The following is a 16258-nucleotide window of genomic DNA, read 5'->3' as shown; positions in this document are numbered from 1 at the left end:
ATGGCGCGATAGACTGTGCGGTTCCAGTTTTTCAGCTTGCGCCGATACTGCCCCGCGATCCACACAAAGCGGAACAGTTTGTTGATGCGGCCGGTCTGGTCGCCGGTTTCATTTGGCGAACTGGCGGCGGTCATCATGGTCTTGCCGAGCCAGCTGTTGACAGCCTGGGCCCAGCGATAACGCAATGGTCGTTCGATATCGCAGAACAGGATGATGCGGTTGGTGTCGGCACCGTTGTGGGCCCAGTGAATGAAGGTCTCGTCGAACACCACGCTCTTGCCATCGCGCCAGCTGTAGCGTTCGCCATCGACTTCAATAAAGCAGCTGTCGTCGTTGGGCGTCACCAGCCCGAGGTGATAGCGCAGTGAACCGGCATAAGGATCGCGATGGCGGTTGAGGGTGCCGCCCGGTGCCAGTTCTGCAAACATGGCGGCCTTGACGCCGGGGATGCGGCGCAGGATTTCAACCGTCTTGGGGCAGAACTGTTCCGCCGACGGATGGCTGGCGTCGTACCACTTCAGATAAAAACGTTTCCAGCCGGCCTTGAAGAAAGAGTTGAAGCCAGCGTCATCGTTCTTTTCGGCAGCCTTGATCTTGGAGATGTTTTGCAGATTGACGGCTTCGGCGCGGATGGTTTCCCAGTTGTCATCCAGCAGATGCAGGTTCGGGAAATCGTTGACCGGCGGATAAGGCACTGCCGGCACGCGCGAGAAGGCATACATGAACAGATTGATCGGCGCCATGATCGAGGAGTGATCGAAGAATTGCCGGAAAAACGGCAATCGGACCTTGCCTCGAAAATGAATGAATAAAATTGAAAACAGATAAATGCCGACGGCGACCCACTTCATTGCAATGTCCTTAAACTGGTGCTCCGCGAGCTTGGCGCCGGATAGCAACGGCGCCTGGCGGGATGTCTGGATAGCGTCCGCAGCGGGTGATCAACATGCCGTGCTGCGGCGAGGAATGGGGCTGATTTTACACCAAGCGTCATGGCCCGACTTAATGCAGATCAAAGGCAGTTCGTGCTCAACCGGCGCGATGGAGGGTGATGTTGGTAAAGCGACAACGCACCGGCAGGCGGTGCGTTGTGATCTTCAATGGATGATGCTGCGGAGCAATCTCCGCGCAGATCAGGCCGTAGCTTGCGTCAACAGACGCGGCGGCGCCTTGCGTGGCATGCCGGTGAAACCGAAATCGATTTCCGGCTGACGACCGGCAATGATTTCGGCAATCGCGCGCCCGGAACCGCAGCCCATGGTCCAGCCCAGCGTACCGTGACCGGTATTGAGAAACAGGTTGCTGAACTTGGTCTTGCCGACGTAAGGAATATTCGATGGCGTCAGCGGACGCAGGCCGGTCCAGTACACCGGGTTGCTGTAATCGCAGCCGTCCGGGAACAGTTCACGGGTGCGGCGCGTAATCGCTTCGCAACGGGTGGTGTTCAATTCGCGGGTGTAGCCATTGAGTTCGCAGGTGCCGGCCACGCGCAGGCGGTCGCCCAGGCGCGATACCACCAGCTTGTAGCCATCATCGGTGAGTGATACGGTGGGTGCGGCATCCGGATTGGTGACCTGATAAGTGGCCGAATAGCCCTTGCCCGGATACAGCAGCAGATTGATGCCGAGCGGCCGGAGCAGCGGTTCGGAGAAGCTGCCCATGGCAACCACGAAGGCATCGGCGCGCAGCACGCGATGACGGCCTTCGCCATCGATGATTTCCACTGCCGTGATCTTGGCCGACGCGCCGCTGCCTTCGGTGATCAGGCGCGTGATGGTGGTATTGAACTGGAAGTCGACGCCGGCTTCTTCGGCTTTTTTCGCCAGACCGGTGGTGAGCTTGTAGACGTCGCCTGATTCATCGGTGGCAGTGTAGTCGCCGCCGACGATCTTGTCGCGGATGCTGGCCAGTGCCGGTTCGATCTTGATCACTTCATCGGCGCTGATGGATTCACGCGGGCAACCGAGATCGCGCATCAGCTTGGCTGATGGCAATGACAGTTCGAATTCCTTTGCTTCTGTATAGAAGTGCAGAATGCCGCGGGTCAGATGGTCGTACTGGATATCGGTTTCGGCGCGCAGCGCCATCAGGGTCTGGCGGCTGTATTCGCACAGCGCCACGATCTGGCGGATGTTTTCATCGGTACGGGCGGGTGTGCATTCGCGCAGGAAGTTGAGCGCCCATTTCCACTGCAGCCATTCCGGACGGAAGCGATACAGCAGCGGCGCATCTTCTTTGCCGAGCCACTTCAACACCTTCATCGGCGCCGATGGATTGGCCCATGGCTCCGCATGCGAGACGGAAATCTGACAACCGTTGGCGAAGCTGGTTTCCTGCGCAGCACCAGGCTGACGATCAATGACGGTGACGTCGTAACCTTCTTTTTTCAGAAACCACGCGGACGCGGTGCCGATAATGCCTGCTCCCAGTACGATGACCTTCATCACATTCTCCTTAAATACAACGCCATGCTGTCTTGGCCGGGGTGTCTGGCGGTAATCGCCGGGCGCAAGTTCAGTCCCTGTTCAATGACTGGCATTGTAAGAAGTTCTGGATTGTTTAGGTATTCAATAGTGGTAACTATTTTTCTATTTTTAAACAGCGGGTTGGTTTCCGTGTTTTAAAAACAAAATAAATGAGATAAATGTTTATTTTTTTGAATTGTCGAATTTTGCCATTTCTTCCGCCACCGCCTGCGCCACGCTGGCAACCAGCGCCTGCTCCATGCTGGCCTTGACGCGCACCTTCAACATGTCGGCCAGATTGTCGAGCACGATGGCCAACTGATCTTGCAGGTGCTCATGCAAGACGCTGTCGATATGACCGAGTACGGTTTGCATCACGCTTTCCTGAATTTCCAGGCGCATCTGTTCCAGTTGTTGCGGCTGCAATGACGGCGCCGGCTGTTCAGTGTGCGCATATGCCGGGGGCGCGTATGAAGATTGCGGAGCAAGGTCGGGCGGCAGGTTCAGGTTGAAGTCGGGACTGAAGGCCGGATTGAAGCTGGGAGTGAAATTCGGTGCGAAGTGTTGGTTGAAACCCGGTTGATTGAAGTTCGGCTGATGGAAGCCCGGTTGACTGGAGTTCTGTTGATCGAAGTTCGCGTTATTGGCGTTGGCGTGATGGAAATCGCGCTGATCCGAACCGGACTGATCGATATCGTTTTGATTGAAGCCGGGTGGTTCCGGCGCAAACGCTGCCGGTTGTTGGGGATGCTGGCTGCCGGCGGACGGTGGCGTCGGGGTGACGGGAATGATTTCCGTCAGCAGCGGAATGCCATTGTCGGGAGGGGTATGGTTCATGCGCGCGGGCGGTGCATCACTCGGCGACGAAGTGGCTGAGTGGGTAACCGCGTTCCTTGTAAAAACGATAACGATCACGCCCCGCAGCTTTATCGCTGTCATCGGCGGAAATGATTTCAAACATGCGTTCGAAGCGGGCAAAGTGTTCCGGCGTACTGCCCGACAGATTGATCAGGATCTGGTGATGCGGCAACGCCGGAATGGCATCGTCTTCGGCGCTGGTCAGCAGCACCGGTGTCTGTTCCGCCAGCGGGCTGCCGGCGTTGACGTGCGGCACGAAGTCTTGTTCCGAGAAGGTCCACAAGGCTTGATCGAGCGCTGCCATTTCGCTGCGGTCGCGGGTCAGCAGCACGATGCGGAATTGCGCCGCACGCGCCTTGCGTACCAGGCGGCAGGCGTAGGCCATTTTATTGGGGACATTGCTGTGGAAATCGATGCGGGTCATACCGGGCCTGCTAATGATGAATGGGCGGAGTGCAATGGTTGCTGTCCGGCTGCGGTTGAGCAACTGATAAAAGCCTTGCAGGCAGTATAGTCACTTCCGCTGCAAAGCAAAACCGGTGCATGACAAGATCATGCACCGGTGGTGGTTGCCGGCGTTGTTCAGGCGGCCATGCCGCTGTGGCGCAGCAAGGCATCGATGCTCGGTTCGCGGCCGCGGAAGGCCTTGAATGATTCAAGCGCCGGACGCGAACCGCCGACCGCCAGAATCTCGCGCTGGAAGCGTTGCCCGGTTTCGATCGAGACCACGTTGCCACCGGCAGCAGCGGCTTCTTCGAATGCGCCGTAGGCGTCAGCCGACAACACTTCGGCCCATTTGTAGCTGTAATAGCCAGCCGCATAACCACCCGAGAAAATGTGGCTGAACGAATGCTGGAAGCGGTTGAAGGCAGGCGGGCGCACCACGGCCACCTGTTCGCGCACGCGGTTGATGACATCCTGCACGCTGGTGCCAGGCGCCATGTCATAGTGAATATGCATGTCGAACAGCGAGAATTCGACCTGACGCAACATTTGCAGCCCGGACTGGAAGTTCTTGGCGGCGATCATCTTGTCGAACAGGGCGCGCGGCAGGGTGTCGCCGGTATCGGCATGGGCGCTCAGGTGTTGCAGAACATCCCATTCCCAGCAGAAGTTTTCCATGAACTGCGATGGCAGTTCGACCGCATCCCATTCGACCCCGGAAATGCCGGAGACGCCGACTTCATCGACTTGCGTCAGCATGTGATGCAGGCCGTGGCCGGATTCATGGAACAGCGTGATTACTTCATCGTGGGTAAACAAGGCTGGCTTGCGCACGCCATCGACGGTTGCCGGCTCGGTGAAATTGCAGACCAGATAGGCAATCGGTGTCTGTATGCCATTGCCGGTCAGACGCCGGGCACGGGCATCATCCATCCAGGCGCCGCCGCGCTTGCCGCTGCGCGCGTACAAGTCGAGATAGAACTGACCCACCAGCTTGCCGTCGCGTTCGATGCGGAAAAACTTGACGTCGGGATGCCATACCGGCGCGCTGTCGGTGCTGATGTTGACGCCGAACAGGCGCTGGATCAGCTGGAACAGGCCGTTGACCACCTTGTGTTCCGGGAAGTACTGTTTGACTTCCTGTTCCGAAAACGCATAGCGCTGTTCGCGCAGCTTTTCCGATGCATAGGTGGTGTCCCAGGCTTCCAGCGTATCCAGTCCCAGTTGTTCCCTGGCAAAGGCACGCAATTCGGTCCAGTCTTTTTCGCCATACGAACGGGCGCGGCGACCCAGGTCTTCAAGGAAGGCGATGACTTCTTGCGGCGACTGCGCCATCTTCGGCACCAGCGACAATTCGGCATAGTTGGCAAAACCCAGCATGGCGGCTTCTTCATGGCGCAAGGCCAGAATTTGCGTCATGTTGTCGGTGTTGTCCCATTCCGGTTTGGCGCCGAGCTCGGAAGCCTTGGTGGCGTTGGCGCGATAGATTTTCTCGCGCAGCGAACGCTGGTCGGCGTATTGCAGTACCGGGAAATAAGAAGGGAAGTGCAGCGTGAACTTGTAGCCGGGCTTGCCGTCTTTTTCTGCCGCGGCGCGCGCTGCCTGCCGTACATCCTCAGGCAGGCCCGACAGTTCGGCTTCGTCTTCCACCAGCAGACCGAAGTCATTGGTGGCGTCCAGAATGTTTTCGGAAAAACGGGTCGTCAAGGCCGCCAGCTTTTCCTGAATTTCGCCAAAGCGCTCTTTTTGGTCATCGGCCAGTTCCGCGCCGCTGAGGCGGAAATCGCGCACTGCATTGTCGATGACTTTCTTGCGCGCTGCCGACAGGCCCGCGTATTCCGGACCGGCCTGCAAGGCCTTGTATTTTTCGAACAATGCCAGATTCTGACCCAGCGCGGTCCAGAACTCGACCAGACGCGGCTGGTTTTCGTTGTAGACGGCGCGCAGTTCCGGCGTATCGACCACCGAATTGAGATGCCCGACGATACTCCACGCCCGGCCCAGTTTCTCGGTAGCGTTTTCCAGCGGCTCGACAAAATTTTGCCAGGTCACGCTCGCCATCGGCGCTTCCAGCGCCTTTACCAGTGCATCGGTGCCGGCCAGCAAGTCGTCGATGGCCGGCGTCACATGTTCGGGACGGATCGCATCAAAGCGGGCCAGCCCGGAAAAGTCGAGCAAGGGATTGGCTGCAGCAGGGGTAGTCGGGGTGGTGGTCATAGTGGGTTCAGATCCGTATTCAGGTTCGTTCGGCGGCTTCAATCGTGTTGACCAGCAACATGGTGATGGTCATCGGCCCGACGCCGCCGGGCACGGGGGTGATGTAGCCTGCAACCTCTTTGGCATTGGCGAAGTCGACATCGCCACACAACTTGCCGTTATCGTCGCGATTCATGCCGACATCGATGACGACTGCGCCGGGTTTGATCATGTCGGCGGTGACGATGTTGCGCTTGCCGGTGGCCACCACCAGAATATCTGCCTGACGCGTATGCTGTCCGAGATCACGGGTCTTGGAGTTACAGATAGTGACGGTTGCCCCGGCTTGCAAGAGCAACATTGCCTGCGGCTTGCCAACAATGTTGGACGCGCCGACCACAACCGCGTTGGCGCCGCGCACCGGGAAGCTGATCGATTCCAGCATTTTCATGACGCCGTAGGGCGTGCACGGGCGGAACAGCGGCTGGCCGGTCATCAGCAGGCCGGCATTGCTGACGTGGAAACCGTCGACATCCTTTTCTGCGGCAATCGCTTCGATCACCTTGTGCGCATCGATATGCGCCGGCAGCGGCAACTGCACCAGAATGCCATTGATTTTCGGGTCGGCGTTGAGGGCGGTGATGCGCGCCAGCAAATCCGCTTCGCTCAGGTTGGCGTCGTATTTTTCCAGCACCGAGTACAGACCGTTGTCTTCGCACGCCTTTACCTTGTTGCGCACATAAACCTGGGACGCCTGGCTGTCGCCGACCAGAATCACCGCCAGGCCGGGTTGTTTGCCTTGCGCGGTGAGGGCGGCGGCGCGTTTGGCGACATCGGCGCGCAGTTGTTGGGAGAGCAGGTTTCCGTCGATCAGTTGGGCTGGCATGTTGTGCAGACTGTGAAAAGTGATAATCCCGACATTATAAGGCGCGCCAGATCAAACACTGACGCGGTGTATGCAGTCGGCGCCTTGCAATGTGTTTTGTGCAACATTTTGTGCGGCCGCCGGCATCCTTCTGCTACGCTGGCGACTGGTGCAGAAATGCAGCGGATGGGTAATACGGAAGCGGCCGGCAGAGAAGGAGGGGTGGATGATGCGCAGCGCACTGCTGATGGCGGGTTTGTTGGTGACGATCTCGTTGAAAGCGGAAGAAACACTGGACCGAATTCGTGCCACCCAGACCATGAAAGTGGCCTATCGCAGCGGCCAGGCGCCATTTTCGACCCTGGATCAAAACCAGCGGGTGGTTGGCTATGCGATCGATATCTGCAGCAAGATCGTCAGCCGGGTACAGCGCGAATTGAAACTGCCGCAGTTGAAATCCGAGTTTGTTGCGGTCAATGGCTTGACGCGCTTTACCGCGTTGCGCGAGCGCCGGGCCGATATCGAATGCGGGACCACCTCGAATAATGCCGAACGGCGGCAGGAATTCGCCTTTACGATTCCGTACTTCATTGACGGCGTCAAAATGATCGTGCGCCGTGACAGCGATATTTCGGCCTGGACCGATCTGCGCAACAAGAGCATTGTCACCGTTAAGGCCACCGCCCAGAGTGAGCTGGTCAAATTGCGCAATTATTCCCGGGTGCTGGATATGGTGATGCATGAAACGCTGTATTACGACGACGCCATGGCCATGCTGGTCAGCGGCAAAGTGGCGGCGCTGGCCGGCAATGAGGCGATCTTGCACAACCTGATGTTGAAAATCCCCGAACCGTCTGCGTACCTGATCACCGGCAATTCGCTGGCGGTGAAGTCTTATGCGGTCATGCTGCGCAAGAGCGACATCCAGCTCAAGGCGATGGCCGACGCCGAGATGGTGCGGCTGATCAACGATGGCGAAATCTACAAAATCTACGATAAATGGTTTACCGCAGCCAGCGGTCCCGGCGCGCAATCGCTGAAATTGCCGATGAGTTATTTTTTGCGCGATTCTTTTCGTTATCCGAGCGACAAGGTCGGGGAGTGAGCGGATTTGACAGGCATTTATTGTCAACTTGACCATGCTTTGCGTTTCCCGGTGGCCGACGACGCACTTTTTCATTTTCGGTTATGCTCCCGCAACTAATATGAGCAGAGGATGATTGCATGACCGATTTGTTGACTCGCCGTCTTACGCTTCTTGCCAGCCCGGCGCACCGGGGCTTGCTGGCCCTTGGCTTGCGGGGAGTGGAGCGAGAGACGTTGCGGGTCGACGCGACCGGTCAATTGTCATCCCGGCCACATCCGGCCGCCCTCGGTTCGGCGCTGACCAATGAGCAGATCACTACCGATTACTCGGAGTCGCTGCTGGAGTTCATCACCCCGGCCGAGCACGATATCGCCACCGCTTTGCAACGTCTCGACGAGATTCACCGTTTCGTTCATCCGCAATTGCAGGGCGAAATCCTCTGGAATGAATCGATGCCGGGCGAGTTGCCGCCCGAATCCGAGATTCCGATTGCCTGGTATGGCACTTCCCATATCGGCATGCTGAAACATGTCTATCGGCGCGGGCTGGCCCTGCGCTACGGCAAGACCATGCAATGCATCGCCGGCATTCACTACAATTTTTCGCTCAATGAAGATATCTGGGAATTGTTGCGCGGGATCGATACCGAGGTCGATGGCTCGGTATCGCGTCGCGACTACCAGTCGGAAAGCTATATCGCGCTGATCCGCAACTTCCGCCGCTACAGCTGGCTGCTGATGTATCTGTTCGGGGCGTCGCCGGCATTGAGCACCAATTTCCTGCGCGGCCGTCCGCATCAGCTGGAGACCCTGAGCGACGATACCTTGTATCTGCCGTATGCCACCAGCCTGCGCATGAGCGATCTGGGTTATCAGAGCAACGCCCAGGCCGGTATCACGCCGCACTACAACAATCTGTCGAGCTATATCAGAAGCCTGTCGCAGGCAGTCAGCCAGCCGTACCCGGCGTATGAGGCAATTGGCACCAAACGCGACGGCGAATGGATACAAATCAATACCAATATCCTGCAGATCGAAAACGAGTATTACTCGTCGATCCGGCCCAAGCGCGTCATCTACAGCGGCGAGCGTCCGGTGCAGGCGCTGTCGGCGCGCGGGGTGCAGTATGTCGAAGTGCGCTGCATGGATATCGATCCGTTCGAGCCGCTCGGCATCAGTTTGCTGACTTCACGCTTCCTGGATGTGTTCCTGCATTTCATCGCGCTGGAACAAAGCTCGCTGACCTCGGAAGACGAGGGGCACGAGAATCGTCATAATTTTGCCGACACGGTAAAGCAGGGGCGTCGTCCCGGCCTGCAATTGCAGCGCGACGGACAAGCCATCGGCTTGCAAGCCTGGGGACTGGAATTGCTGGATCGCATGCAGCCGGTCGCGGCCTTGCTGGATGCGCAATCCGGCGGTACGGAGCACGCCCGGGCGCTGGCTGCGCAACGCGAAAAATTGCACGATGTGGAGCTGACGCCGGCGGCGCGGGTATTGCGCGAGGTGCGTGAGCACCACAATTCATTTGCCGCGTTCGCATTGCAGAACAGCCGGCAACAGGCCGCACAATTTCTGGCGCGACCGCTGACGCCGCAACAGACTGCAGAGTTTGCTGCTGCAGTGGCAGCATCACTGTCCGCGCAAAATGATATCGAGCGCACCCAGACCGGTGACTTCGATACCTTCGTGGCGGCTTATCGCGCCAGCACCCTCGGCAATATCAGCGTCTGAGCCGGTTCCTGAAAAGCGGTCCCTGAGCGGCCGATGCCGTCAGGGATGGTGGCCGTTGCGTGAATAAATTCTAGGCCGGCATGGTCGCTTTGTGATTGTTGCAAGGCTTCGTTCAGCGCGGCCGCATCCTTGTAAAAAACACCACGATTTTCCAGTATATTGCGCCCGGTTCAATTGACTTGTCGGGGGTGTAAGCATGCTGTCCGGAAAAATCGCACTGGCGATCTGTGTCCTGAGTTTATCGATGACCGCGCGTGCTGCGGATTTGCTGGATATGGTGAAACAGCGCGGGGTGCTCAGGATCGCAACCGAAGGCACTTATCCGCCATTCAATTACAAGGATAAGAAAAGCGGTGAGCTGACCGGCTTCGATGTTGAATTCGCGCGCGCCCTGTCGGCCCGGCTCGGCGTCAAGCCGGAATTTGTGGCGACCGAGTGGGCCGGCATACTGGCCGGTCTGCAAGTCGGCAAATACGACGTCATCATTTCGCAGGTCACCATGACGCCCAAGCGTCAGGCCGAATTCGCATTTTCCCGCCCCTATACCTATTCGGTGGCGCAACTGATCTTGCGCCAGGACGATGCGGCCAGCTATCCGACGCTGGCCAGTCTCAAAGGCAAGCGGGTCGGTGTCGGGCAAGGCAGCAGTTACGCCGAAACGCTGAATGCCATCGGCGGCATTGAAGTCAAGACCTATACCTCGGCGCCGCTCAACTTGCAGGATCTGGCCAACGGTCGTATCGATGCCGCGCTCAATGATCGCTTGCTGGTGCCCTACATGATGCAGGAAGCGCGGTTGCCCTTGCGCGCCGCCGCTACCGTCGGCGACGCGCAGCGGCAGGGGATTGCCTTCAAAAAGAATAATCCGCAATTTCAATTGGCGATTGATGGCGCCATCGCAGCGCTGATCGCGGACGGTACTTACGCCAGAATTTCCCAACGCTGGTTTGGCCTCGATGCGTCCCGGGTTCCAGGTCAATAACAGTCAAGTGCAATCAGCAGCCGTCGCCATGCCTGCATCGTCCGTCAATTTTCCCGTCACGCCATGAGTGAGTTACTTGCCGTCGTCGCCGATTCCGGCCATCTGATTTTGCTGGGTACGCTGTATACATTAGTGTATGCATTGCTCGGCATGCTGTTTGGCTTGCCGGTTGGCGCGCTGGTGACCGTGATCCGTCATGAGCACGTACCGTTGCTGGCGCCGCTGGCCAACGTGTATGTCAGTTTCATGCGCAGCACGCCGCAACTGATTCAAGCGTTCCTGATGTACTTCGGGCTCGGCGCTGCCGGTATCGACTTGCCGCTGATCGTGATCGGTACGCTGGTGTTGACCGCCAATGCCGGTGCCTATCTGTCGGAAACCATGCGCGGTGCCATCGAAGGCGTCAGCAGCAGTCAGTGGGGCGCCGGCTTCAGCCTCGGACTCACACGGATGCAAACCATGCGCTACATCATCATGCCGCAAGCACTGCGGCTGGCCATTCCCGGCATCAGCAATTCCCTGATCAGTCTGTTCAAGGATACGTCGGTGCTCTCTGTAATTACCGTGGCCGAACTGATGAAATATACCGGCGACATCATCTCGGTAACCTTCCGGCCATTTACCTTTTATTGCATCGCCGCAATTATTTACTGGGGTTTGTGCCTGTTGTATGAACATGGCGTGCAGCGACGCCTGGAAGCGCATTTCAAAAAAGTCTGCCGACCCGCCGGATAAGACTTTCAGGTAGGCTTTGATTGTTGTTGAACTGATAAATAAATACGCTTTACAACACCGTTCGAGGGCCTTTCTGTGCAGTGCAACCAGTGCATTTTTTACCCATTTTTACTCGAATTCGCAAAAATGGCATACCTCAAGAGTGTGTGTTTATGCGGCTTCGCAGCAAAATTTCATAATGTGAAAATGCGTATCGCTATTTGAAAATCTAAAAAACACCTGCTAAAATGCCTCGTCCACACGGCAAGAAGACCGTACAGTAATGGATAAAACGAATGCGTAACGATGCGGCCACACCCCGCATCCCTCATAAACTCAGGAGACATACAATGTCAGCCCAAATCGACCAAATCCTGGCGCAAGCCGCTAACGATCCCGACGCGATTGAAACGCAAGAGTGGCTTGATGCCCTCGAAGCAGTGATTGAGGCTGAAGGCCCGGAACGTGCACATTACCTGATGGAGCGCATGGTCGATCTGGCCCGCCGCCGTGGTGCGCATATCCCGTTTTCCAGCAATACCGCTTACGTCAATACAATTCCTGCCGATCAGGGCGAACACTGCCCGGGCAACCTCGAATACGAAGAACGCCTGCGTTCATGGATGCGCTGGAACGCGATGGCCATGGTGGTCAAGGCCAACCGGGTCGACGGCGATCTGGGCGGTCACTTGTCCAGCTTTGCCTCGCTGGCCAACATGCTGGGTATCGGCTTCAACCATTTCTGGCATGCCCCGACCGAAGAACATGGCGGCGATCTGCTGTACATCCAGGGTCACTCCTCGCCGGGCGTGTATGCCCGTGCATTCCTTGAAGGTCGTCTGAGCGAAGATCAATTGCTGCATTTCCGTCGCGAAGCCGACGGTCATGGTCTGTCGTCCTATCCGCATCCGAAGCTGATGCCTGAATTCTGGCAGTTCCCGACGGTATCGATGGGTCTGGGTCCGCTGATGGCGATCTATCAGGCGCGTTTCCTCAAGTATCTGCACGCACGCGGCATCGCCAAGACCGACAACCGCAAAGTATGGGCGTTCTGCGGCGACGGTGAAATGGACGAGCCGGAATCGATGGGTGCCATCGGGATGGCCGGCCGTGAAAAGCTGAACAATCTGGTGATCGTGGTCAACTGTAACCTGCAACGCCTGGATGGTCCGGTGCGCGGCAACGGCAAGATCATTCAAGAGCTGGAATCCGATTTCCGCGGCGCCGGCTGGAATGTCGTCAAGGTCATCTGGGGCAGCGGCTGGGACGAGCTGCTGGCCAAGGACAAAGAAGGCATCCTGCAAAAAGTGATGATGGAAACCGTCGACGGCGAATATCAGAACTACAAGGCCAAGGATGGTGCGTTCGTGCGCAAGCACTTCTTCGGCAAGCATCCGAAGCTGCTGGAGATGGTCAGCAAGATGTCGGACGACGATATCTGGCGCCTGACCCGTGGCGGTCATGATCCGCACAAGATTTACGCCGCATTCAAGGTGGCGCAGGACAGCAAGGACCAGCCGACCGTGATCCTGGCCAAGTCCATCAAGGGCTATGGTTTCGGCAAGTCCGGCGAAGCGCGCAATACGGCACACAACACCAAGAAGCTGGACGACGAAGCCATCAAGGCCATGCGCGACCGCTTCCAGTTGCCGATTCCGGATGACAAGCTGGCAGAGATTCCGTTCTTCAAGCCATCCGCCGACACTCCGGAAATGCAATACCTGCACGAGCGCCGCAAGGCCTTGGGCGGCTACCTGCCGCAACGCCGTCCGCAAGCTGACGAAAAGCTGCCGGTGCCGGAATTGTCTGCATTTCAGGCCATGCTGGAACCAACCGCCGAAGGCCGCGAAATTTCCACTACCGCTGCTTATTCGCGCGTGTTGACAGCACTGCTGCGCGATCCGAATCTGGGTCAGCGCGTGGTGCCGATCATGGTCGATGAATCGCGTACCTTTGGTATGGAAGGCCTGTTCCGCCAGATCGGTATTTTCAGCCAGGTCGGTCAGTTGTATGAGCCGGTCGACAAAGATCAGGTGATGTACTACCGCGAAGACAAGGCCGGCCAGATTTTGCAGGAAGGCATCAATGAAGCGGGCGGCATGAGCTCCTGGATCGCTGCGGCGACCTCGTACTCGACCAACAACCGCATCATGATTCCGTTCTTCACGTATTACTCGATGTTCGGTCTGCAGCGCGTCGGCGATCTGGTCTGGGCAGCGGGCGACATGCGCGCACGCGGCTTCCTGATCGGCGGCACCGCCGGTCGCACCACGCTCAACGGCGAAGGTTTGCAACACGAAGACGGCCACAGCCATGTGCTGGCATCGACCATCCCGAACTGCGTGCCATACGATCCGACCTTCGCTCACGAAGTCGCGGTGATCATGCACGACGGCCTGCGCCGCATGGTCGGAAATCAGGAAGATGTGTTCTATTACATCACCGTGATGAACGAGAACTACAGCCATCCGGGTATCAGGGCGGGTCAGGAAGAGGGCATCATCAAGGGCCTGTATCTGTTGAACGAAGGCGGCAAGGGCAACAAGCTGCGCGTGCAACTGATGGGTTCCGGCACGATTCTGCGCGAAGTGATTGCCGCTGCCGATTTGCTGCGCGATGACTGGAAAGTGGATGCCGATGTCTGGTCGGCACCGTCGTTCACGCTGCTGGCGCGCGAAGGTCAGGATGTGGAACGCTGGAACATGCTGCACCCGGGTGACAAGCCGCGCACGTCCCATTTCGCCGATTGTCTGGCGCCGACCGATGGCCCGGTCATCGTCTCGACCGATTACATGCGCACCTATGCGGAGCAAGTCCGCGCCTTCGTACCGAAGGGCCGCTCTTACAAAGTGCTGGGCACCGACGGTTACGGACGCTCCGACACCCGCGCCAAGCTGCGCGAGTTCTTCGAAGTCAATCGTTACTATGTAACGGTGGCGGCGTTGAAGTCGCTGGCCGACGAAGGCAAGATCAAGCCATCGGTGGTGGCAGAGGCGATTGCCAAGTACGGTATTAACCCAGAGAAACCAAATCCGGTTACTCAGTAAAAAAACCTGAAGCTCGAACGATCAGCAAGACGGCTTGTCATGACATACTAATGTCTGCAAGCCGTCTTGATGTGAGCGGACACAACACTCCAATCGTGCATTGGAACCAGAACAAACGGAGCGCAAGAGATGAGTCAAATCGAAGTCAAGGTACCGGATATTGGCGATTTCAAAGAAGTTGAAGTCATTGAAGTTTTGGTCAAGGTCGGCGACACCATCAAAGTCGAACAATCATTGCTGACGGTCGAATCCGACAAGGCCAGCATGGAAATTCCATCCAGCCAGGCTGGCGTGGTCAAGGAAATCAAGGTCAAGATCGGCGACAAGGTTGCTGAAGGCTCGGTCGTGGTGATCGTGGAAGCCGACGGCGCTGCCGCCAGTGCGCCTGCTGCTGCGGCGGCCGCCGCGCCGGCCGCACCTGCTGCCGCAGCACCAGCGCCTGCCGCTGCTGCGGCACCCGCAGCAGCACCTGCTGCCGGCGGTGGTCTGCAAGATATTCTGGTCCCCGATATCGGTGATTTCGCCGAAGTCGAAGTGATCGAGCTGATGGTCAAGGTCGGTGATACGGTCAAGGTTGAACAGTCGTTGCTGACGGTTGAATCGGACAAGGCCAGCATGGAAATTCCATCGAGCCATGCCGGCGTCATCAAGGAACTGAAGGTCAAGGTCGGCGACAAGGTCGCCAAGGGTTCACTGGTCGCGGTGATCGAAGCCAGCGGCGCGGCTCCGGCAGCCGCAGCACCGGCACCGGCATCTGCTGCTCCGGCAGCGCCTGCGCCCGCACCGGCACAGGCTGCCGCAGCACCGGCTGCTGCCGTGGCATCGGTACCGGCATCGCCAGAACCGGCAGGCAACAGCAAGTCGCATGCCTCGCCATCGGTACGCAAGTATGCGCGTGAACTCGGTGTCGATCTGACCCGGGTGACCGGTTCCGGACCCAAGGGTCGCATCCTGCAGGAAGACATTCAAAAATTCGTCAAGGCTGCACTGGCCGGTACCAGCGGCGCCGCCGCACCCGCCAAGAATGGCAGCGGCGTCGGCCTGAGCCTGTTGCCATGGCCATCGCTGGACTTCAGCAAGTTCGGTCCGACCGAATTGTTGCCGTTGTCGCGCATCAAGAAAATCAGCGGTCCGAACCTGCATCGCAACTGGGTCATGATTCCGCACGTCACGCAATTCGATGAAGCCGACGTGACCGAGCTGGAAGAATTCCGCAAGACCTCCAATGATGCGTATGCCAAGGCCAAGTCGCCGGTCAAGCTGACCATGCTGGCATTCGTGATCAAGGCCAGTGTCGCCGCCCTGAAGAAATTCCCGGCGTTCAACTCTTCGCTCGACGCCAATGGCGAAAACCTGATTCTGAAGCAGTACTACAACATCGGTTTTGCCGCTGATACGCCGAATGGTCTGGTGGTGCCGGTGATCAAGAATGCTGATCAAAAGAGCATCGGCCAGATTGCTCAGGAAATGGGTGATCTGTCGGCGCAAGCGCGTGACGGCAAGCTCAAGCCGGCCGACATGCAAGGCGCGACTTTCACCATTTCGTCGCTGGGTGGCATTGGCGGTACGGCATTTACGCCGATCATCAATGCGCCGGAAGTGGCTATCCTTGGTTTGTCCAAGTCGGCCATCAAGCCGGTATGGGACGGCAAGCAATTCGTGCCGCGCCTGATTCTGCCGACTTCGCTGTCCTATGATCACCGTGTGGTCGATGGCGCCATGGGTGCCCGCTTCTCGGCCTATCTGGCGGAAGTTCTGGGCGACCTGCGCAAGACCCTGCTGTAATCGCCGGCGCTGCCTCGCCGATGCTGCCGTCTGGCGGTGACCGGTGAGGCAGCGCTGCGCTCACCATCAGAATCGAATTACA

12 protein-coding genes are annotated in these 16258 nt (G+C 58.0%); 6 read left to right on the top strand and 6 right to left on the bottom strand.

Going from position 1 to position 16258, the window contains the following annotated elements; genetic code table 11:
- The 6 genes from lpxO to folD all read right to left on the bottom strand — a co-directional run.
- The coding region (lpxO, locus tag AKL27_RS12310; RefSeq protein WP_050463120.1) for a lipid A hydroxylase LpxO at positions 1 to 851 on the bottom strand (851 nt) is incomplete at its 3' end.
- A 282-nt stretch (positions 852 to 1133) separates the two neighbouring features.
- Positions 1134 to 2444, bottom strand: coding sequence for a D-amino acid dehydrogenase (locus tag AKL27_RS12305; protein ID WP_050463119.1), 1311 nt, complete (start codon positions 2442 to 2444; stop codon positions 1134 to 1136).
- A 204-nt stretch (positions 2445 to 2648) separates the two neighbouring features.
- Complete coding sequence (locus tag AKL27_RS12300; protein ID WP_050463118.1) at positions 2649 to 3302, bottom strand: hypothetical protein; 654 nt, start codon at positions 3300 to 3302, stop codon at positions 2649 to 2651.
- Positions 3303 to 3318: 16 nt separating this feature from the next.
- Positions 3319 to 3747 (bottom strand): DNA polymerase III subunit chi, encoded by a 429-nt coding sequence (locus tag AKL27_RS12295; protein ID WP_050463117.1) that lies wholly within the window; start codon positions 3745 to 3747, stop codon positions 3319 to 3321.
- A gap of 158 nt (positions 3748 to 3905) precedes the next feature.
- On the bottom strand, positions 3906 to 5984 hold the full coding sequence (locus AKL27_RS12290; RefSeq protein WP_050463116.1) for a M3 family metallopeptidase: 2079 nt from the start codon (positions 5982 to 5984) through the stop codon (positions 3906 to 3908).
- A gap of 19 nt (positions 5985 to 6003) precedes the next feature.
- A complete protein-coding gene (folD, locus tag AKL27_RS12285; RefSeq protein WP_050463115.1) occupies positions 6004 to 6849 on the bottom strand; it encodes a bifunctional methylenetetrahydrofolate dehydrogenase/methenyltetrahydrofolate cyclohydrolase FolD in 846 nt (281 codons plus the stop codon).
- A gap of 205 nt (positions 6850 to 7054) precedes the next feature.
- On the opposite strand from folD, the gene AKL27_RS12280 reads away from it, so the two are divergent.
- From AKL27_RS12280 to aceF, 6 genes are all read left to right on the top strand, one after another.
- Positions 7055 to 7933, top strand: coding sequence for an amino acid ABC transporter substrate-binding protein (locus AKL27_RS12280; RefSeq protein ID WP_050463114.1), 879 nt, complete (start codon positions 7055 to 7057; stop codon positions 7931 to 7933).
- 119 nt (positions 7934 to 8052) lie between these two features.
- Positions 8053 to 9648 carry a glutamate--cysteine ligase gene (gene gshA, locus AKL27_RS12275; protein ID WP_050463113.1) on the top strand — a complete coding sequence of 532 codons (1596 nt, stop codon included), beginning with the start codon at positions 8053 to 8055 and terminating at the stop codon, positions 9646 to 9648.
- Between the two features lie 196 nt (positions 9649 to 9844).
- Entirely contained in the window at positions 9845 to 10630 is a 786-nt protein-coding gene (locus AKL27_RS12270; RefSeq protein WP_050463112.1) for a transporter substrate-binding domain-containing protein, read from the top strand.
- A 63-nt stretch (positions 10631 to 10693) separates the two neighbouring features.
- A complete protein-coding gene (locus tag AKL27_RS12265) occupies positions 10694 to 11365 on the top strand; it encodes an amino acid ABC transporter permease (protein ID WP_050463111.1) in 672 nt (223 codons plus the stop codon).
- Positions 11366 to 11694: 329 nt separating this feature from the next.
- Positions 11695 to 14391: a pyruvate dehydrogenase (acetyl-transferring), homodimeric type gene (gene aceE, locus AKL27_RS12260; RefSeq protein WP_050463110.1), complete on the top strand. Its 2697-nt coding sequence runs from the start codon at positions 11695 to 11697 to the stop codon at positions 14389 to 14391.
- Positions 14392 to 14520: 129 nt separating this feature from the next.
- On the top strand, positions 14521 to 16176 hold the full coding sequence (aceF, locus tag AKL27_RS12255; RefSeq protein WP_050463109.1) for a dihydrolipoyllysine-residue acetyltransferase: 1656 nt from the start codon (positions 14521 to 14523) through the stop codon (positions 16174 to 16176).
- The last annotated feature ends 82 nt before the right edge of the window (positions 16177 to 16258 follow it).

Source organism: Herbaspirillum autotrophicum (assembly GCF_001189915.1).
Taxonomy (GTDB): Bacteria; Pseudomonadota; Gammaproteobacteria; order Burkholderiales; family Burkholderiaceae_D; genus Herbaspirillum; species Herbaspirillum autotrophicum.
This window is presented reverse-complemented; position numbering and strand designations above follow the sequence as displayed.